The sequence below is a fragment of the Enterobacter cloacae complex sp. 302F9 genome, assembly GCF_050030335.1.
In the GTDB taxonomy this organism is placed as follows: Bacteria; Pseudomonadota; Gammaproteobacteria; order Enterobacterales; family Enterobacteriaceae; genus Enterobacter; species Enterobacter hormaechei_C.
In genome coordinates, this window is record NZ_JBLGUC010000001.1 from 1,582,343 (window position 1) to 1,600,459 (window position 18,117).

Here is an 18,117-nt window from a genome sequence, read left to right on the forward strand (position 1 = left end):
GAACAATTATTTGGAATATTTATGAACCTGAAGGGAAAACGCAGAAAGCTGTTTCTGCTGCTGGCGGTAGTGGTGTTAGCGGGCGGATTCTGGTTATGGAAGGTACTGAACGCGCCGGTACCACAGTATCAAACGCTGATTGTTCGTCCGGGCGAGCTGCAACAAAACGTGCTGGCGACGGGGAAACTGGATGCCCTGCGTAAGGTTGACGTGGGCGCGCAGGTCAGCGGTCAGCTTAAAACCCTGTCAGTTGAGATTGGCGATAAGGTTAAAAAAGGCCAGCTGCTGGGCGTGATCGATCCTGAGCAGGCGCAAAACCAAATCCGCGAAGTGGAAGCGACGCTGATGGAGCTGCGCGCGCAGCGCGCGCAGGCTCAGGCGGAGCGTAATCTCGCTCAGGTCACCCTGACGCGCCAGCAGGCGCTGGCGAAAACGCAGGCTATCTCGAAACAGGATCTGGACACAGCCGCCACGGAGCTGGCGGTGAAGCAGGCGCAGATTGGCACCATCGATGCGCAAATCAAACGGAATCAGGCCTCGCTGGATACGGCGAAAACCAACCTCGATTACACGCAAATCGTTGCGCCAATGGCCGGGGAAGTGACGCAGATAACCACCCTGCAAGGCCAGACGGTCATCGCCGCGCAGCAGGCGCCGAACATCCTGACCCTGGCGGATATGAGCACCATGCTGGTGAAAGCCCAGGTATCCGAAGCGGACGTCATTCACCTTAAGCCGGGGCAGAAAGCCTGGTTTACGGTGCTGGGCGATCCGCAAACCCGCTATGAAGGGGTGCTGAAAGATATCCTGCCGACGCCGGAGAAGGTTAACGACGCCATCTTCTACTATGCGCGTTTCGAGGTGCCAAACCCGCAGGGCGTGCTGCGTCTGGACATGACCGCCCAGGTGCATATCCAGCTGACCGGCGTGAAAAACGTGCTGACGGTTCCGCTCTCCGCGCTGGGTGAATCCGCCGGGGACAATCGCTACAAGGTGAAAGTGCTGCGCAACGGCGAAACCCGCGAGCGGGAAGTGGTGATTGGCGCGCGTAACGACACCGATGTGGTGGTGGTAAAAGGGCTGGAAGAGGGTGAGGAAGTGGTCACCAGCGAAACCCTGCCCGGAGCCGCGCAATGACGGCGCTGCTTGAGCTGAATGACATTCGTCGCAGCTATCCGTCCGGCGACGGGCCGGTGGAGGTGCTGAAGGGCATCTCCCTGCGCGTTGAAGCCGGTGAAATGGTGGCGATTGTCGGGGCGTCGGGCTCGGGTAAATCAACGCTGATGAACATTCTTGGCTGTCTGGATAAGCCCACCAGCGGCACTTATCGCGTGGCCGGGACGGATGTTTCCACCCTGGACGGCGACGCGCTGGCGAAGCTGCGTCGCGAGCATTTTGGCTTTATTTTTCAGCGTTACCATCTGCTTTCACACCTGAGCGCGGCGCAGAATGTGGAGGTGCCGGCGGTGTATGCGGGCGTCGAGCGCAAAAAACGCCTTGAACGCGCGAAGGCGCTGTTAACGCGTCTTGGGCTGGCGGAGCGTGTTGATTATCAGCCTTCGCAGCTTTCAGGCGGTCAGCAGCAGCGCGTGAGTATTGCCCGCGCGCTGATGAACGGCGGACAGGTGATCCTCGCTGATGAGCCAACCGGTGCGCTCGACAGCCATTCCGGTGAAGAGGTGATGGCGATCCTGCATCAGCTGCGCGATCAGGGGCATACGGTGATTATTGTCACCCACGATCCGCAGGTGGCAGCGCAGGCGGAACGCATCATTGAGATCCACGACGGCGAGCTGGTCAGCAACCCGCCGCCACGTCAGTCCAGAGCGGCGGCGCCGAAAGAAGCCTTACCTGCGTCCACCGGCTGGGGACAGTTCTCCAGCGGCTTTCGTGAAGCGCTGACCATGGCCTGGCTGGCGATGGCGGCCAACAAAATGCGCACCCTGCTGACCATGCTCGGCATCATTATCGGTATTGCCTCGGTGGTGTCGATTGTGGTGGTGGGCGATGCGGCGAAACAGCTGGTGCTGGCGGATATTCGCGCCATCGGGACTAACACCATCGACGTTTACCCCGGCAAAGATTTTGGCGACGACGAGCCGCAGTATCAGCAGGCGCTGAAATACGACGATCTGGCGGCTATTCAGAAGCAGCCGTGGGTGAACTCCGCCACGCCTGCCGTGTCGCAAAACCTGCGTCTGCGCTACGGCAACATCGACGTGGCGGCCAGCGCTAACGGCGTCAGCGGAGATTACTTCAACGTCTACGGCATGACCTTCAGCGAAGGGGCGACCTTCAACGCGGAACAGCTGGCGGGCAGGGCGCAGGTGGTGGTGTTAGACGCTAACTCGCGCAGACAGCTTTTCCCCAATAAAACCCGTGTGGTGGGGGAAGTGATCCTGGTGGGTAACATGCCCGCCACGGTGATTGGTGTGGCGGAAGAGAAACAGTCCATGTTTGGCAGCAGCAAGATCCTGCGCGTCTGGCTGCCGTACAGCACCATTTCCGGGCGCATTATGGGACAGTCCTGGCTCAACTCCATTACCGTGCGAGTGAAAGAGGGCTACGACAGCGCGCTGGCGGAACAGCAGCTCGAGCGGCTGTTAACGTTGCGCCACGGGAAAAAGGATTTCTTCACCTGGAACATGGACGGCCTCTTGAAAACGGCCGAAAAGACCACACGTACTCTTCAGCTGTTCCTGACGCTGGTGGCGGTGATTTCGCTGGTCGTCGGCGGGATAGGGGTGATGAACATTATGCTGGTGTCGGTGACCGAACGTACGAGAGAGATCGGCATTCGCATGGCGGTCGGGGCCAGAGCCAGCGATGTGCTCCAGCAATTTTTGATTGAAGCGGTGCTGGTGTGTCTGGTGGGCGGCGCGATGGGCATTGCCCTTTCGATGATGATCGCCTTTGCGCTCCAGCTCTTTTTACCGGGGTGGGAGATTGGCTTCTCACCGATGGCGATCCTCACCGCGTTTTTGTGCTCCACCTTTACCGGCATTTTGTTTGGCTGGCTGCCGGCACGAAACGCGGCGCGGCTGGATCCGGTGGATGCGCTGGCGCGGGAATAACGCGGGAATAACCCGAAAATAAAAATGCCAGCCGATCGGGCTGGCATTTTGCCTGCGGGGTGTACACAATGAATCAGAGAGCTATGCAACCGTTTCTGCTTCAACGGGCACGATAAGACTGGCGTGATTGCCTTTTGGCCCCTGGTGTACATCGAACCGGACGGACTGCCCGGCTTTGAGCGTCCTGTAACCATCCATCTGAATGGTGGAATAGTGAGCGAAGATATCCTCGCCGCCGCCTTCGGGGCAAATGAAGCCAAACCCCTTGGCGTTGTTGAACCACTTAACAGTACCCATTTCCATGCTTCGACATCCTTCGTAAATCTTATAAATTAAGATGGAATGAACCGGTGGTGGAGTGGGGGCTGTTCAAAACCTCGCCAACTCACGCTTGTACAATTTAGAGAAACGGAAGAAGCCGTCAAGCGTTTGGCGCTGGAGTTGGGACAATAATCAACCAAAATTTGAGGCAGTTAACGCTATTGCAACAGTTTGTGACAGACATCGCGGATGACAGTAATAGATGATTGTTATCTAACATCTGAGGTAGATTCAAAGTGGTTATGCATAATGGGTAAGACCAACGATTGGCTGGATTTTGACCAGCTGGCGGAAGATAAAGTGCGCGACGCGCTAAAACCGCCATCTATGTATAAAGTTATGTTAATGAACGATGATTACACGCCGATGGAATTTGTTATTGACGTGCTACAAAAGTTCTTTTCTTATGATGTTGAACGTGCAACGCAACTGATGCTTACCGTTCATTATCGTGGCAAAGCGATCTGCGGCATCTTTACTGCCGAGGTTGCGGAAACCAAAGTAGCGATGGTGAACGACTATGCAAGGGAGAACGAGCATCCGTTGCTGTGTACGCTGGAAAAGGCCTGATAAGGCATAAAATTGGGGGAGGTGCCTATGCTCAATCAAGAACTGGAACTCAGTTTAAACATGGCTTTCGCCAGAGCGCGTGAGCACCGACATGAGTTTATGACCGTCGAGCACCTGCTGCTCGCACTGCTTAGCAACCCATCTGCCCGCGAAGCGCTGGAAGCCTGCTCCGTGGATCTGGTGGCGCTACGTCAGGAACTCGAAGCCTTCATCGAACAAACTACACCGGTGCTGCCAGCCAGTGAAGAAGAGCGCGACACGCAGCCGACGCTCAGCTTCCAGCGCGTGTTGCAGCGCGCGGTTTTCCACGTCCAGTCTTCCGGACGTAGCGAAGTGACTGGCGCCAATGTCCTGGTCGCCATCTTCAGCGAGCAGGAGTCCCAGGCGGCCTACCTGCTGCGTAAACACGAAGTCAGCCGGCTCGACGTGGTCAACTTCATCTCTCACGGAACGCGAAAAGACGAGCCTAACCAGGCATCGGATCCCAGCGGACAGATCAACAGCAATGAAGAGCAAGCAGGCGGGGAGGATCGTATGGAAAACTTCACCACCAACCTTAACCAGCTTGCTCGCGTTGGCGGTATCGACCCGCTGATTGGCCGCGACAAAGAGCTGGAGCGTGCCATCCAGGTGCTGTGCCGTCGCCGTAAGAACAACCCGCTGCTGGTGGGGGAATCTGGCGTGGGTAAAACCGCGATTGCCGAAGGGCTGGCCTGGCGCATTGTGCAGGGCGACGTGCCGGAAGTGATTGCCGACTGCACCATCTACTCGCTGGATATTGGCTCGCTGCTGGCGGGCACCAAATACCGCGGTGATTTCGAAAAACGTTTCAAAGCGCTGTTAAAACAGCTGGAGCAGGACACCAACAGCATCCTGTTTATCGATGAGATCCACACCATCATCGGCGCAGGTGCGGCCTCCGGTGGCCAGGTGGATGCCGCTAACCTGATCAAACCGCTGCTCTCCAGCGGCAAGATCCGCGTGATGGGCTCCACGACGTACCAGGAGTTCAGCAACATCTTTGAAAAGGATCGTGCGCTGGCGCGTCGTTTCCAGAAAATCGACGTTACCGAGCCGTCGGTTGACGAAACGGTGCAGATCATCAACGGCCTGAAAACCAAGTACGAAGCACACCACGACGTGCGTTACACCGCGAAAGCGGTCCGTGCGGCGGTGGAACTGGCGGTGAAATACATCAACGATCGTCATCTGCCGGATAAAGCGATCGACGTGATTGATGAGGCGGGTGCGCGTGCACGCCTGATGCCAGCCAGCAAGCGTAAGAAAACTGTGAACGTGGCGGATATCGAGTCCGTGGTGGCCCGCATCGCGCGTATTCCTGAGAAGAGCGTTTCTCAGAGCGACCGTGATACGCTGCGCACCCTCGGCAATCGCCTGAAAATGCTGGTCTTTGGTCAGGATAAAGCCATTGAGGCCTTAACCGAAGCGATCAAGATGGCCCGTGCTGGCCTGGGGCATGACCACAAGCCGGTTGGTTCCTTCCTGTTCGCCGGCCCGACCGGGGTGGGTAAAACCGAGGTGACGGTTCAGCTTTCCAAAGCGCTGGGCATTGAACTGCTGCGCTTTGATATGTCCGAGTATATGGAGCGTCACACCGTCAGCCGTTTGATTGGTGCGCCTCCGGGATACGTGGGCTTTGACCAGGGCGGCCTGCTTACGGACGCGGTTATCAAGCATCCGCACGCGGTACTGCTGCTCGATGAAATCGAGAAAGCGCATCCGGACGTGTTCAACATCCTGTTGCAGGTGATGGACAACGGGACGCTGACCGATAACAACGGGCGCAAGGCCGATTTCCGCAACGTGGTGCTGGTGATGACCACCAACGCGGGCGTGCGGGAAACCGAGCGTAAATCCATCGGCCTGATCCACCAGGATAACAGCACCGATGCGATGGAAGAGATCAAGAAGATCTTCACGCCGGAGTTCCGTAACCGTCTGGACAACATTATCTGGTTCGATCATCTGTCTACCGAGGTGATTCATCAGGTGGTGGACAAGTTCATCGTCGAGTTGCAGGTTCAGCTGGATCAGAAAGGCGTGTCGCTGGAAGTGAGCCAGGAGGCCCGCAACTGGCTGGCTGAGAAAGGCTACGACCGTGCGATGGGCGCCCGTCCGATGGCGCGCGTGATTCAGGACAACCTGAAGAAACCGCTGGCAAACGAGCTGCTGTTTGGCTCGCTGGTGGACGGCGGCCAGGTAACGGTGGGGCTGGATCAGGCGAAGAACGAACTGACGTACGATTTCCAGAGTGCGGCGAAGCACAAGCCGGAAGCGGCTCACTGATTTTCTTTAGTGTAAAAGCCGGGTTTTTAACCCGGCTTTTTTGTGTCCGCTTTTCTCCCTCTCCCTGTGGGAGAGGGTCAGGGTGAGGGCATCAGACCGCAACGAAATTTTGCGAGGCGCTTTCCAGTTTCTTTCGAGGCTTATTGCTGGATAAATTCACAGGCATAAAATGGCGGCGCACCTGCAAAATCAGGTGTCGGGATTGGCGTCCTGAAAGTGTGTGACCAGCAGTATTGCTGTAGGCTTCGTTCGCCCTAAGGAAAAGGGTATAATTCTGCATCTGGCGGGCGAATCGGAAGCTTCTTTTGAAGCGCCAGGTGCACACACTGGTACGCCAATTCCTTTTCGTCCGCCGCCAGCGAATCTGGCGTTTCCTGCGGTGGTAAATTCATGTGTGTGAAGGAATTACCCAATGAATACAGAAATCAATTTCTCCCAGTTCTATAGCGAACTTTCTCTCAATCCCGATCTCCCAACCCTCGTCGAGCGCTGTAATCTGCTCACGGAAATCCTGCTGGACTGTAATTCGCTCCCGCAAACGCAGCCCGTTTGCCGTTGTCTCGGTGCTTATCTGGACGTAGTCAAAACCGAACTCGCAGAATCAATGAGTGATTTCCGGGTGGTTGAATTTGACGACGAGACGGAACGGCTGAAGGAAAAAGAGTGGCTTCTGGAGGATACCGAAACCAAATGCGATTACTGCCGGGCATTAAACCACGTGCTGCTGGTGTCGCATTTTGACCGCGAGATGCTGCCCCATCTGACAGGATTGCTGCATGACATTACACATTCGATGGCGGCAGATGTGGCTGCACCTGAATGTGGAAAGCCTGTAGTTCATATCATTAATTAAGTTTAGTCTCGTGCGTCGGGGAAGGGACTCCGGCGCGGTATGGCGAAACCCTTTTTTCGAGTAGTTCTTTAAGTTATTGATTTTTATTGTGCGAATAAAGGCCGCAGAAAAAAGGGTTTGAGGTAGATATGTTGATTATTTTCTTTTCGAACAATAAGATGGCGAAGATTTCTTCCAGTTCACTGCCGTACAGGCAGCTTAGAAATTATGCCGAGATATTACAGGCGCTGGCCAATGGTTCACTGCCGTACAGGCAGCTTAGAAATGCAAAAGCTCCAGAACGCCATGCGAGAACTGGTTCACTGCCGTACAGGCAGCTTAGAAAACTGGATTCATCGTTCAACTGCTGGCGTGGGAGTTCACTGCCGTACAGGCAGCTTAGAAAGTTTTAACTTTTCCTGGCGCTTTGTGAGCTGGGTTCACTGCCGTGCAGGCAGCTTAGAAAAAGGGCATGAAGCTGCGTCAGGTCCGTATCGGGTTCACTGCCGTGCAGGCAGCTTAGAAATCGTCGTTACCAGGCAGCCTCTCTTTTCTCCCGTTCACTGCCGTGCAGGCAGCTTAGAAAATCGAAAATGTAGCAGCTCTGACTGATGAATTGTTCACTGCCGTGCAGGCAGCTTAGAAATCGAAAACGTAGCAGCTCTGACTGATGAATTTGTTCACTGCCGTGCAGGCAGCTTAGAAAGAAAACCATACTCGCCTGGCTGGATACGCGATGTTCACTGCCGTGCAGGCAGCTTAGATAGTTGGCCACGGCAACCTGACCGAAACCGGCATGTTCACTGCCGTACAGGCAGCTTAGAAAACGAACGCTTAACATGTTCCATGCCCGCTGGCGTTCACTGCCGTACAGGCAGCTTAGAAAATTTGTCTTGCTGGATGTTAGTTACTGAGCACGTTCACCGCCGTACAGGCTGCATACTCCCCAAACATTCACTCCAACTATTTTAAAATCCACAATCATCACCACAATCCTCGTTGTATTTTTAATAAACTCAATACTCATTCATCCGACAACCATATTCCCTCACATATATTATTCATAAAAATAATACATTAAATATGTCAGAGATTTTTTATCTCGACACTCCGATAATTATTATTCATTTGATACGCGTCACATTTGTCTTCATCTTATCTCCGCTAACATACCCCGCATTCAACACATTGAAATAAAAAGCACTTGCTATGCCAGCGAACAGCATTACCCCATCCGACTTAAAAACCATTCTTCATTCAAAACGTGCCAATATCTATTACCTGGAGAAATGTCGTATTCAGGTAAATGGTGGACGCGTTGAATATGTCACTCAGGAAGGTAAAGAGTCTTTTTACTGGAATATTCCCATCGCTAATACGACGGCGGTAATGTTGGGAATGGGAACATCCGTTACGCAAATGGCGATGCGGGAGTTCGCGCGAGCGGGAGTAATGGTCGGTTTTTGTGGCACGGATGGCACGCCACTTTATTCCGCGAATGAAGTGGATATTGATGTCTCCTGGCTATGCCCGCAGAGTGAATATCGCTCGACGGGATATTTACAGAACTGGGTCTCCTTCTGGTTTGACGAAGAAAAGCGCTTGCAGGCGGCAAAACACTTTCAGTTTATTCGATTACAACAAATTGAAAAACAGTGGTCAGGGTTGCGGATGCAGCGCGAAAGGGGATATTGGCGTTAGCTTCCCTGCGCACGGTATTAAGCCCGGCGCGGTGTTACGCCTGCACGGCGAACACCAGGCGTTAAGCGAACTCGAATCGCTGGCATGGCGAAAAGGTCTGAGCGATTACTGTCTGTGCTCGGCAATTAAAGCCGTGCCAGAGGTATATCACTGGCGATGCGTATCCCGTGTCCTGGTGAAAAGCAGCGCGCCGCGGCTTATGCGTCGTTCGGTAAAAAAAGGTTGGATAACCGAAGAAGAGGCGCAGCAAAGGATACGCACAATGGAGGAAGCGAGGACCGATTTACCCTGGCTCAATTTACGTAGCCTCTCGACGGGCCAGTCTTTCAGGCTTTTTATCCGTCATGGTGAGTTGCTTTCCGCACCGGTGGTTGGCATGTTTTCAACCTACGGACTCAGCGCGACAGCGACAGTTCCCTGGTTCTGATAAATCACAGCCGCATCAGCTTTCAGGGTGCGGTTTTTTCTGCGAGACGGGTATCAAAATTAAAAGGCATTAATTCAACAGAATTGAGTGCTTTGTGGAATGCCGGATGCAATGGATTAAGTATGGCGTTGTTTTCATAGGGAATGATGCAGGAGGGTAAGATGAGTGCGAGAGCGCTGTTAGCCTGCAACCAACCGGTACCCAGATCCATCGTTGATACGGGCGCCGGATTTTCCTGCCAGTCCTCGGGCAGCCACGCTTTATCCAGGTAATCAATCTGATCATCCGGGATATTAATGCTGAAAAGCTGGTACTGGTTCAGCACGGTGTCTTTTCTGACATGCACCAGAATTTCCAGTGAAGCCAGCGAGATGGAGGTGGAGACATACACGGCAGGATGGCCTTTATGATTCCAGCGTCCGCCATACTGGTTTGCACCACTTCCACTCCATGCTTCGCTGGCAAAACGTCCTGTCACCAGACGATAAAAAATCATGCGAACACTCCGTGCTCCAGTCGACCAATCAAATCGGTAACTTCCAGCGCACCGGTTTCCGTGGCAATCAGATCGACAGGTGCAACATTGCCAAGCCCACGTACCGGTAACTGCAGCCAGTTCCATGCCTCTTCTTTACTGCCGAAATAATCGACAGCCGCATCCAGTACCCGAACGAAACGCGCCACACGTTCGCTCTCGTCGGGCGTCAGCGTCCGGCCCGTACTTTTGCGGCGGGCAACGTTACGCTCGTTGATTCCCGTAACGCGTAAAATCTCCGCTTTCGACATGTCCGTCCACTCGTGAATATTGTCGAGGACGCTGACGGGTAATCCTTGATTGAGATATTCAATCAACCGCATGCCTCTACTTGCAGGTAAACCGGCGTAGCGCCACAGCGTGTTATCAGCCGGCCTTTGCGCAGGAACCCATGTTCTCATGATACCTCCTGGATGATGTCATTTGTCATGAGTAAGTATAGCCATTTGTCAGGGGTTATGGAACGGGTGTTTTTTGTTCAGGGTGGGGTAAAAGAAGGATGGGAGTTGACCCTAATTTTTGCCCAGAATGTAATGTATTGATTTTTCGGTTAAATATCCTGGAGCGCAAAAAAGGGTTTGAGCAGGGATTTTAGCTTTTTTTGTATGAAAATCATGATGGTGGAGAGGTATTATTTCAGTGTACTGCCGTACAGGCAGCTTAGAAAGTCAACAAGCCGTGTTATCTGGCTTTTTGCGAGTGTACTGCCGTACAGGCAGCTTAGAAAAGACGAACCGAGCCGTCGCGGTCCGACATATACGTGTACTGCCGTACAGGCAGCTTAGAAATGGTGAATCCAGCTATCTACCAATTCCCCAGCGTGTACTGCCGTACAGGCAGCTTAGAAATGACGCCAGAGGTTAAGGCGTCACTCCTGGCGGTGTACTGCCGTACAGGCAGCTTAGAAACCGCCCGTTGGCGGGTCGCTGAAGCTGAGGCGGTGTACTGCCGTACAGGCAGCTTAGAAAGCCACTATTGCGAACTCAATCACGCGGACGGTGTGTACTGCCGTACAGGCAGCTTAGAAACCAGACGCAGGAAGTCAGGCAGGTCAGCGAGGGTGTACTGCCGTACAGGCAGCTTAGAAAACAGGTGCGCGGTGTAGTTGAAGGTTTTTACGGTGTACTGCCGTACAGGCAGCTTAGAAATCAGGCATGGCTGAAGTACATCGCGCGCGTCAGTGTACTGCCGTACAGGCAGCTTAGAAATTGCCCGGCGAGCGGCCCAAGCGCTCTTTGATGTGTACTGCCGTACAGGCAGCTTAGAAAATCAGCAGGTTGCTCATTGCAAAGACGTCGATGTGTACTGCCGTACAGGCAGCTTAGAAACGCCTCGGCGGTGGCAGCTAACACCTGTGATAGTGTACTGCCGTACAGGCAGCTTAGAAATGATTGTTGCTGCCAGCATAGGGCTCGGTTACGTGTACTGCCGTACAGGCAGCTTAGAAAAAAGAGTCGTTCTCGTCGTCGAACGTGTAGTCGTGTACTGCCGTACAGGCAGCTTAGAAAGTCTCATGAAGTACAGGCAGCAGAGACTCACAGTGTACTGCCGTACAGGCAGCTTAGAAAGGTGAGAAGTTGGCACCTTGAGTTGATTGCTGGTGTACTGCCGTACAGGCAGCTTAGAAACCTATGTGATCCGCTGCCGCCATAATCTCAGCGTGTACTGCCGTACAGGCAGCTTAGAAAGTGAAGAGCCAGTGGGAAAGCGGATCGTATGAAGTGTACTGCCGTACAGGCAGCTTAGAAAATCAATGGTAATTGCAGAATTATCGGTGTTGCTGTGTACTGCCGTACAGGCAGCTTAGAAATTCAGCAGTCAGCAAAAATGATCACCCGCACGGTTCACTGCCGTACAGGCAGCTTAGAAAATATTCGGGAAGTGCTTTTTGGATGACGGCACGTTCACTGCCGTACAGGCAGCTTAGAAAGTTCGCCGGGTCATGCTCCGTCGCGCTTAATAGTTCACTGCCGTACAGGCAGCTTAGAAAATGCATTGGCGTAGGCTCGGGTGAAGTGCCAGGTGCACTGCCGCACAGGCAGCTTAGAAATGGCACCAGCCTGGCACGGTGTAAGTGGTTTCGTGCACTGCCGTACAGGTAGCTTAGAAATTCCGTGGATTACCAAAACGTTGACGGCTTTAGTGCACTGCCGTACAGGCAGCTTAGAAATCATCGAGTGTAAGGCTGTGTGATTTATTGTGTGCACCACCGTACTGACCTGCCCCCACGATTAGATACAACACTCAGTTAGTAACGTCGGAATCTTCATTCTCAGAATGACCCTTTCTCCAGCCCGCTGCAAATTCAGACGGTGTCTGATAATTCAGCGTGGAGTGCGGGCGGCATTCGTTATAATCCTGCCGCCAGTCATTAATAATTTTCCTGGCATGAACGATATCGCTGAACCAGTGCTCATTCAAACATTCATCGCGAAATCGTCCGTTAAAGCTCTCAATAAATCCGTTCTGCGTTGGCTTGCCCGGCTGGATTAAGCGCAACTCAACACCATGCTCAAAGGCCCATTGATCCAGTGCACGGCAAGTGAACTCCGGCCCCTGGTCAGTTCTTATCGTCGCCGGATAGCCTCGAAACAGTGCAATGCTGTCCAGAATACGCGTGACCTGAACGCCTGAAATCCCAAAGGCAACAGTGACCGTCAGGCATTCCTTTGTGAAATCATCGACGCAGGTAAGACACTTGATCCTGCGACCGGTGGAAAGTGCGTCCATGACGAAATCCATCGACCAGGTCAGATTGGGCGCCGCCGGACGGAGCAGCGGCAGACGTTCTGTTGCCAGCCCTTTACGACGTCTTCTGCGTTTTACGCCCAGGCCACTGAGGTGATAAAGCCGGTACACGCGCTTATGATTAACATGAAGCCCTTCACGGCGCAGCAACTGCCAAATACGACGGTAGCCAAAACGCCTGCGCTCCAGTGCCAGCTCAGTGATGCGCCCTGATAAATGCGCATCAGCAGCCGGACGGTGAGCCTCATAGCGGCAGGTCGACAGGGATAAACCTGTAAGCCTGCAGGCACGACGTTGCGACAGACCGGTCGCATCACACATCAACATCACGGCTTCCCGCTTCTGGTCTGTCGTCAGTACTTTCGCCCAAGAGCCACCTGAAGCGCCTCTTTATCCAGCATGGCTTCGGCAAGCAGCTTCTTGAGTCTGGCGTTCTCTTCCTCAAGCGACTTCAGGCGCTTAACTTCAGGCACCTCCATACCGCCATACTTCTTACGCCAGATGTAAAACGTGGCATCGGAAATGGCATGCTTGCGGCAGAGTTCACGGGCGGGTACCCCAGCTTCGGCTTCGCGGAGAATACTGATGATCTGTTCGTCGGAAAAACGCTTCTTCATGGGGATGTCCTCATGTGGCTTATGAAGACATTACTAACATCGGGGTGTACTAATCAACGGGGAGCAGGTCAGTACAACCAACACAAAACCCGAAACAAAACCCAACCAATCGTTCAAATAATCGACTGTACTAACAAAAAAATAAGGCCGGGAATATCCCGGCCTTATTTAATATTCATCTGCCATTACAGGCGAAAACAATTAGCGACTACGGAAGACAATGCGGCCTTTGCTCAGGTCGTACGGGGTCAGTTCAACAGTCACTTTGTCGCCCGTCAAAATGCGGATATAGTTTTTGCGCATTTTACCGGAGATGTGCGCAGTTACCACGTGACCGTTTTCCAGTTCTACGCGAAACATGGTATTAGGCAACGTATCAAGTACGGTACCCTGCATTTCAATATTGTCTTCTTTGGCCATCTAATCCTCTGGGGTATCACTACCAAGTTTTGAACCGGCAAGATAATGCCGAAATTCCTCAATTAAGTAAAGAATTGCGCGTTTAAAACGCAGCAAAACAGTCTCAGCGTATTGCCCAAGCGTCACGGTACAACCGAACAGAAAGCGCATTCGTAAAGGGGAGACGACAGGATAAACGTCAGGACGTTATCTGAAGCGAGGGTCCCAAACGGCGGCGGGGCAACAGGCAGAAGCTACTCTGCGGCATAATTATAACACCCTCATAAAAAATATGCGGAAAACATTTAGGCATTGGGCATAAAGAGCGCTCTGGGAACCCAAAAATCGCGTGGAAGGGTCTCTTTTCGGCACTGTTCAAGGTGTTCGATATAGTGTCGGCGGGTGATTTCAACGGCGCCGAGCGAGGCGGTGTGCTCATTCAGCACCTGACAATCCATCAGCCGTCCGCCACGTCGGGCAAATTCCTCGCTAAACACCAGCAGCGCGGTTTTTGATGCATTCGTGGCGCGGGAGAACATCGACTCGCCACAGAACAGCGTGCCCTGCGCCACGCCGTACATTCCGCCGACGAGGTTATCCTCTTTCCATACTTCGATAGAGTGGGCGTAGCCCAGCTCATGAAGCTGGTGGTAGGCGATAATGATATCGCGGGTTATCCAGGTGCCTTCATGACGATCTTCAGCGCAGCCTTCGATAACCTGGCCGAAGGCGTGATTAAGCGTGACGCGAAAGGGTGATTTTGCATGAAAACGCTTCATGCTGCGACTCAGGTGAAACTGCCCAGGCCACAGCACGGCTCGCGGGTCGGGAGACCACCATAAGATCGGGTCGCCAGGAGAAAACCACGGAAAGATGCCGCGCTGGTAAGCCATTAAGAGCCGTGCCGGGCTGAGATCGCCGCCCAGAGCCAGCAAGCCGTTAGGTTCACGCAGCGCCCCCTCCGGAGAAGGGAACGCAATATTATGGCGAGAAAGCTGCACCAGGCGCATGACAACAGAACTCCAGTACGCGAGAGAGGACGCTACAAATATAGTCTACAGGCGCTGTTTAAACTGGTAGTAGCGACCTTGTTTTGCCAGCAGCTCTGCGTGACTACCTTGCTCAATTATGTGTCCGTTGTCCATCACAATTATCTGATCGAAATTCACCAGCCCGCGCAGACGGTGCGTGACCATCAGCACGGTTTTACCTTTCATCACATCCGCCAGTAAATCAAGGATTTGGCTCTCTGTCGTGGCATCCAGTCCTTCTGTCGGTTCATCCAGCAGCATCAGCGGCGCATCGTGCAGCAGCGCACGCGCAATGGCCAGACGACGCAGTTCGCCGCCGGAAAGCTGTCGACCCCCTTCACCCAGCCAGCTGTTCAACCCGTCGTCTTCAAGCAGCTTGTGCAGCCCAACCTGCTCCAGCATTGCCCGCAGCGTATCGTCGGAGGCGTCTGGTGCCGCCAGAAGAAGATTATCGCGCAGCGTAGCGCTGAACAGATGCACCCGCTGGGGCACGACGCTGACCGTTTTACGCAAGGCCGCTTCGCTAAAACCAGACAGCGGAACGTCGTTAAACCGAATCTCGCCCTGCTGTGGGTCCCACGCGCGCGTGAGAAGTTGCAGAAGTGTCGATTTCCCACATCCCGTACGGCCAAGGATCGCAATGCGCTGCCCGGCATCAACAGAAAGGGTGATGTCTTCCAGCGCGTTTTGCGCCTGCTTGTCGTAGGCGAAAGTGACATTGCTGAGCGTCAGCGCGACCTGCTCTGGCACAGCGGTTTGACCCGCGCTGAACTTCACTTCCGGCTCCTGCTCGGCAATATCCGTAATGCGCAGCGCAGAGGCAATCACCTGGCCGAGATGCTGAAAGGCGCCCGTGACCGGGGCTAAGGCTTCAAAGGCTGCCAGGGCACAGAAAACAAACAGCGCAATCAGCGGGCCAGGCTGCGCGTTACCGCCCACGCCACCGGAGGTCATCCAGAGCATGGCGATAACGGCAATCCCACCAATTAACATCATCAGCGCCTGGGAGAACGCGGTCAGTTCAGACTGGCGCCGCTGGGCTTCATGCCAGTTCAGCTCCGTATTTTCCATGCGGGCGCGGTACCGTTTGCTGGCACCAAAAAGGGTGAGCTCGGCCTGTCCCTGCAACCAGGCGGTGAGCTGCTGGCGATATTCCCCTCGCAGGCGCGTCAGGTTTTCCCCGGTGGTTTTACCTGCACGATAAAACAGGGGCGGCAGAATAATCAGCGTCATCAGCATGATGCCGCCGAGCGTCAGTGCGATGGGAACATCCAGGAAACTCAACCCCAGCGTGACCACGACAATCACTACAAACGCGCCCACCATAGGTGAAATGACGCGCAGATAGAGGTGATCCAGCGTATCCACATCTGCGACCACGCGGTTGAGTAATTCGCCCTGTCGAAAACGTGCCAGCCCGGCAGGGGAGAGGGGCAGCAGTTTGCTGAAGGTGTAAATACGCAGGTGTTGCAGCACGCGGAAGGTCGCGTCGTGGCTGACCAGACGTTCGAAGTAGCGTCCGGCAGTTCGCGTAATCGCCGTGCCGCGCACCCCGGCGGCAGGCAGCATGTAGTTAAAGCTGTACAGCCCGGCAAAGCCTGCGGCCGCAGACGCGGAGAGGAACCAGCCGGAAAGCGTAAGCAGACCGATGCTGGCCAGCAGAGTAACGATCGCCAGCACGATCCCGAGCGTCAGCATCCATTTGTGGCGTTTATACAGTGCAAGATACGGAAGCAGGGCGCGCATCAGATATCCTCCTGACGGTTCGCCAGCAGGGTCGCAAACGGCCCCTGCGCGGCAACAAGCGCGGCGTAATCGCCTTGTTCAACAATGTGTCCGTTTTCCATCACCCAGATCTGATCCCAGTCGGCAATACCTTCCAGCTGGTGAGTCACCATCAGGGTGGTTTGCTGGCGTGAGGCTGCGTTAAGCGCATCCATCACGCGCTGCTCGCTGTGAGCGTCCAGGCTGGCCGCAGGTTCGTCCAGCAGCATTAGCGAAGAGGGATTCAGCAGCGCACGGGCGACCGCGACGCGCTGTGCCTGGCCAACTGACAGCCCGGCAGACTGATCGCCAATGACGGTATCGACACCCTGCGCAAGCAGCGGCAGAAACTCGCTGACCCAGGCGCGGTCGAGGACCGATTGCAGCTCATCTTCACGCGCATCCGGGCGTGCCAGCAGCACATTCTCGCGCAGCGTCGGAGCTGGCAGCTGAGGGTTTTGCCCCACCCAGCTCAGCTGTTTACGCCAGGCATCCGGATCGAGCTCGCGCAGCTCCGTTTTGTTGATACGCAGCGATCCGGTGTACGCCATAAAACCTGACAGCGCATTCAACAATGAGCTTTTACCTGAGCCGCTGGTACCCACCAGCACCACACGTTGCCCGGCAGGCAGGGTAAAGTTCAGCGGACCGGCCAGCACTTTGCCTTCAGGCGACAGAACAGAAAAATCCTGTGCTTCAATGGTCACCGGATCGTTCGTATTCAGCGTTACCTCACCACGCTCCGGATTCGCCAGCGGCGTTTCCATGAAGGTTTTCAGGCTGTCGGCAGCACCCACCGCCTGCGCTTTGGCATGGTAAAAGGTGCCGAGATCGCGAAGCGGCTGGAAAAATTCCGGGGCCAGGATCAGCGCCAGGAACCCGGCGGAAAGCGTGACCGCCGTACCGTAGTGGCCAAAGTCCAGCGCGCCGAGGTAGGAGAAGCCAAAGTAAACCGCCACCAGCGCAATCGACAGGGAGGTGAAAAATTCGAGCACGCCAGAAGAGAGAAAGGCCATGCGCAACACTTCCATGGTGCGCTGACGGAAATCCTGCGACGCCAGGCGAATGTTTTCGGTTTCCGCTTCACCACGACCGAAGATCCGCAGGGTTTCCATTCCGCGCAGACGGTCCAGGAAATGACCGCTCAACCGACCCAGCGCCAGGAAGTTACGACGGTTAGCATCTGCCGCGCCCATGCCGACCATCGCCATAAACAGCGGGATGAGCGGGGCGGTGCCTAGCAGGATCAACGCCGCCACCCAGTTAACAGGGAAGATGGCGATAACAATCATCAGGGGCACAAACACCGCCAGCGCCATCTGGGGAAGATAACGCGCGTAGTAATCGTGCATATCGTCGATTTGCTCAAGGATCAGCGTCGCCCAGCTGCCGGCTGGCTTACCCTGGATCCACGCAGGTCCGGCTTCCGAAAGCCGATCGAGTACCTTGCGGCGAATCTCATAGCGGATGTGCTGCCCGGCGTGGAACCCAACCCGCTCGCGCAGCCAGACCACCCACGCACGCAGAACGAAAACCAGCACCAGAACGATAAACGGCAACAGCAGCGCTTCGCGCGGGATGTTCTCCATGATCATATGGTTGAGAATGCGGGCCAGCAGCCATGCCTGGGCAACAATCAACAGACCGCTGATGAATCCCAAAACGCGGGAAATCATAAGCCAGCGGCGGGACAGAACGCTTTGCTGTTTCAGCCAGCGGGTTAACTCTTGTTGACGGGTTTTTTCCATTGCGTACTTTGCAGGTGACGTTATAAGAAATTAGACCTCTGCA

Annotated in this window: 14 protein-coding genes, 1 pseudogene and 2 CRISPR repeat arrays; of the genes and pseudogenes, 7 read left to right on the forward strand and 8 right to left on the reverse strand. The window is 54.6% G+C overall.

Annotated features, from left to right (window positions below; translation table 11 throughout):
• Window positions 1-21: 21 nt before the first annotated feature.
• Together macA and macB are read left to right on the forward strand one after the other, a co-directional pair.
• Window positions 22-1,137 carry a macrolide transporter subunit MacA gene (gene macA, locus ACQG0T_RS07455; RefSeq protein ID WP_017384842.1) on the forward strand — a complete coding sequence of 372 codons (1,116 nt, stop codon included), beginning with the start codon at window positions 22-24 and terminating at the stop codon, window positions 1,135-1,137.
• Complete coding sequence (gene macB, locus ACQG0T_RS07460) at window positions 1,134-3,074, forward strand: macrolide ABC transporter ATP-binding protein/permease MacB (RefSeq protein ID WP_015570984.1); 1,941 nt, start codon at window positions 1,134-1,136, stop codon at window positions 3,072-3,074. Before macA ends, macB begins: the two co-directional genes overlap by 4 nt.
• Before the next feature lie 81 nt (window positions 3,075-3,155).
• Here the strand turns inward: macB and cspD are convergent, their stop codons facing one another.
• Entirely contained in the window at window positions 3,156-3,377 is a 222-nt protein-coding gene (cspD, locus tag ACQG0T_RS07465; protein WP_006809408.1) for a cold shock-like protein CspD, read from the reverse strand.
• Window positions 3,378-3,644: 267 nt separating this feature from the next.
• Here cspD and clpS point away from each other — a divergent pair, with 267 nt between their 5' ends.
• The 5 genes and pseudogenes from clpS (at window position 3,645) to cas6f (ending at window position 9,232) form a co-directional block, all read left to right on the forward strand.
• Window positions 3,645-3,965, forward strand: a complete 321-nt coding sequence (gene clpS / locus ACQG0T_RS07470) for an ATP-dependent Clp protease adapter ClpS (protein ID WP_006174393.1) — start codon at window positions 3,645-3,647, stop codon at window positions 3,963-3,965.
• Window positions 3,966-3,992: 27 nt separating this feature from the next.
• Window positions 3,993-6,272: an ATP-dependent Clp protease ATP-binding subunit ClpA gene (clpA, locus tag ACQG0T_RS07475; protein WP_006809407.1), complete on the forward strand. Its 2,280-nt coding sequence runs from the start codon at window positions 3,993-3,995 to the stop codon at window positions 6,270-6,272.
• A gap of 412 nt (window positions 6,273-6,684) precedes the next feature.
• Complete coding sequence (locus ACQG0T_RS07480; RefSeq protein WP_015570982.1) at window positions 6,685-7,125, forward strand: hypothetical protein; 441 nt, start codon at window positions 6,685-6,687, stop codon at window positions 7,123-7,125.
• Window positions 7,126-7,302: 177 nt separating this feature from the next.
• Window positions 7,303-7,990: direct repeats of the CRISPR family, unit length 28 nt; unit sequence GTTCACTGCCGTACAGGCAGCTTAGAAA.
• A gap of 323 nt (window positions 7,991-8,313) precedes the next feature.
• A pseudogene (gene cas1f / locus ACQG0T_RS07485) lies at window positions 8,314-8,796 on the forward strand (type I-F CRISPR-associated endonuclease Cas1f); the annotation flags it as partial.
• Window positions 8,690-9,232: a type I-F CRISPR-associated endoribonuclease Cas6/Csy4 gene (gene cas6f, locus ACQG0T_RS07490; RefSeq protein ID WP_416347460.1), complete on the forward strand. Its 543-nt coding sequence runs from the start codon at window positions 8,690-8,692 to the stop codon at window positions 9,230-9,232. The pseudogene cas1f and the gene cas6f, both read left to right, overlap by 107 nt.
• 22 nt (window positions 9,233-9,254) lie before the next feature.
• Here the strand turns inward: cas6f and ACQG0T_RS07495 are convergent, their stop codons facing one another.
• From ACQG0T_RS07495 to cydD, 7 genes are all read right to left on the reverse strand, one after another.
• Window positions 9,255-9,728 (reverse strand): RES family NAD+ phosphorylase, encoded by a 474-nt coding sequence (locus ACQG0T_RS07495; protein WP_252051936.1) that lies wholly within the window; start codon window positions 9,726-9,728, stop codon window positions 9,255-9,257.
• On the reverse strand, window positions 9,725-10,168 hold the full coding sequence (parS, locus tag ACQG0T_RS07500; protein ID WP_023296216.1) for a type II RES/Xre toxin-antitoxin system antitoxin: 444 nt from the start codon (window positions 10,166-10,168) through the stop codon (window positions 9,725-9,727). Before parS ends, ACQG0T_RS07495 begins: the two co-directional genes overlap by 4 nt.
• Window positions 10,169-10,406: 238 nt before the next feature.
• Window positions 10,407-11,937: direct repeats of the CRISPR family, unit length 28 nt; unit sequence GTGTACTGCCGTACAGGCAGCTTAGAAA.
• 74 nt (window positions 11,938-12,011) lie between these two features.
• Window positions 12,012-13,132 (reverse strand): IS3-like element ISSen4 family transposase gene (locus tag ACQG0T_RS07505; protein WP_096147877.1). Its coding sequence is split into 2 segments (ribosomal slippage): window positions 12,012-12,874 and window positions 12,874-13,132, totalling 1,122 coding nucleotides; the frame shifts between segments, so codons are not numbered across the junction.
• A gap of 201 nt (window positions 13,133-13,333) precedes the next feature.
• The gene (infA, locus tag ACQG0T_RS07510; protein WP_002211347.1) at window positions 13,334-13,552 is read right to left on the reverse strand and encodes a translation initiation factor IF-1; all 219 of its coding nucleotides are present in this window, start codon (window positions 13,550-13,552) and stop codon (window positions 13,334-13,336) included.
• A gap of 284 nt (window positions 13,553-13,836) precedes the next feature.
• A complete protein-coding gene (aat, locus tag ACQG0T_RS07515) occupies window positions 13,837-14,541 on the reverse strand; it encodes a leucyl/phenylalanyl-tRNA--protein transferase (RefSeq protein ID WP_232959876.1) in 705 nt (234 codons plus the stop codon).
• A 45-nt stretch (window positions 14,542-14,586) separates the two neighbouring features.
• Window positions 14,587-16,308, reverse strand: a complete 1,722-nt coding sequence (gene cydC / locus ACQG0T_RS07520; protein ID WP_252051934.1) for a heme ABC transporter ATP-binding protein/permease CydC — start codon at window positions 16,306-16,308, stop codon at window positions 14,587-14,589.
• Window positions 16,308-18,074: a heme ABC transporter permease/ATP-binding protein CydD gene (gene cydD, locus ACQG0T_RS07525; protein ID WP_015570980.1), complete on the reverse strand. Its 1,767-nt coding sequence runs from the start codon at window positions 18,072-18,074 to the stop codon at window positions 16,308-16,310. Before cydD ends, cydC begins: the two co-directional genes overlap by 1 nt.
• Between the last annotated feature and the right edge of the window lie 43 nt (window positions 18,075-18,117).

What these genes read in the sequence shown, in the direction of transcription:
- macA (WP_017384842.1), top strand. Translation starts at nt 22, where the DNA reads ATGAACCTGAAGGGAAAACGCAGAAAGCTGTTTCTGCTGCTGGCGGTA.
- macB (WP_015570984.1), top strand. Translation starts at nt 1,134, where the DNA reads ATGACGGCGCTGCTTGAGCTGAATGACATTCGTCGCAGCTATCCGTCC.
- cspD (WP_006809408.1), bottom strand. Translation starts at nt 3,377, where the DNA reads ATGGAAATGGGTACTGTTAAGTGGTTCAACAACGCCAAGGGGTTTGGC.
- clpS (WP_006174393.1), top strand. Translation starts at nt 3,645, where the DNA reads ATGGGTAAGACCAACGATTGGCTGGATTTTGACCAGCTGGCGGAAGAT.
- clpA (WP_006809407.1), top strand. Translation starts at nt 3,993, where the DNA reads ATGCTCAATCAAGAACTGGAACTCAGTTTAAACATGGCTTTCGCCAGA.
- ACQG0T_RS07480 (WP_015570982.1), top strand. Translation starts at nt 6,685, where the DNA reads ATGAATACAGAAATCAATTTCTCCCAGTTCTATAGCGAACTTTCTCTC.
- ACQG0T_RS07495 (WP_252051936.1), bottom strand. Translation starts at nt 9,728, where the DNA reads ATGATTTTTTATCGTCTGGTGACAGGACGTTTTGCCAGCGAAGCATGG.
- parS (WP_023296216.1), bottom strand. Translation starts at nt 10,168, where the DNA reads ATGAGAACATGGGTTCCTGCGCAAAGGCCGGCTGATAACACGCTGTGG.
- infA (WP_002211347.1), bottom strand. Translation starts at nt 13,552, where the DNA reads ATGGCCAAAGAAGACAATATTGAAATGCAGGGTACCGTACTTGATACG.
- aat (WP_232959876.1), bottom strand. Translation starts at nt 14,541, where the DNA reads ATGCGCCTGGTGCAGCTTTCTCGCCATAATATTGCGTTCCCTTCTCCG.
- cydC (WP_252051934.1), bottom strand. Translation starts at nt 16,308, where the DNA reads ATGCGCGCCCTGCTTCCGTATCTTGCACTGTATAAACGCCACAAATGG.
- cydD (WP_015570980.1), bottom strand. Translation starts at nt 18,074, where the DNA reads ATGGAAAAAACCCGTCAACAAGAGTTAACCCGCTGGCTGAAACAGCAA.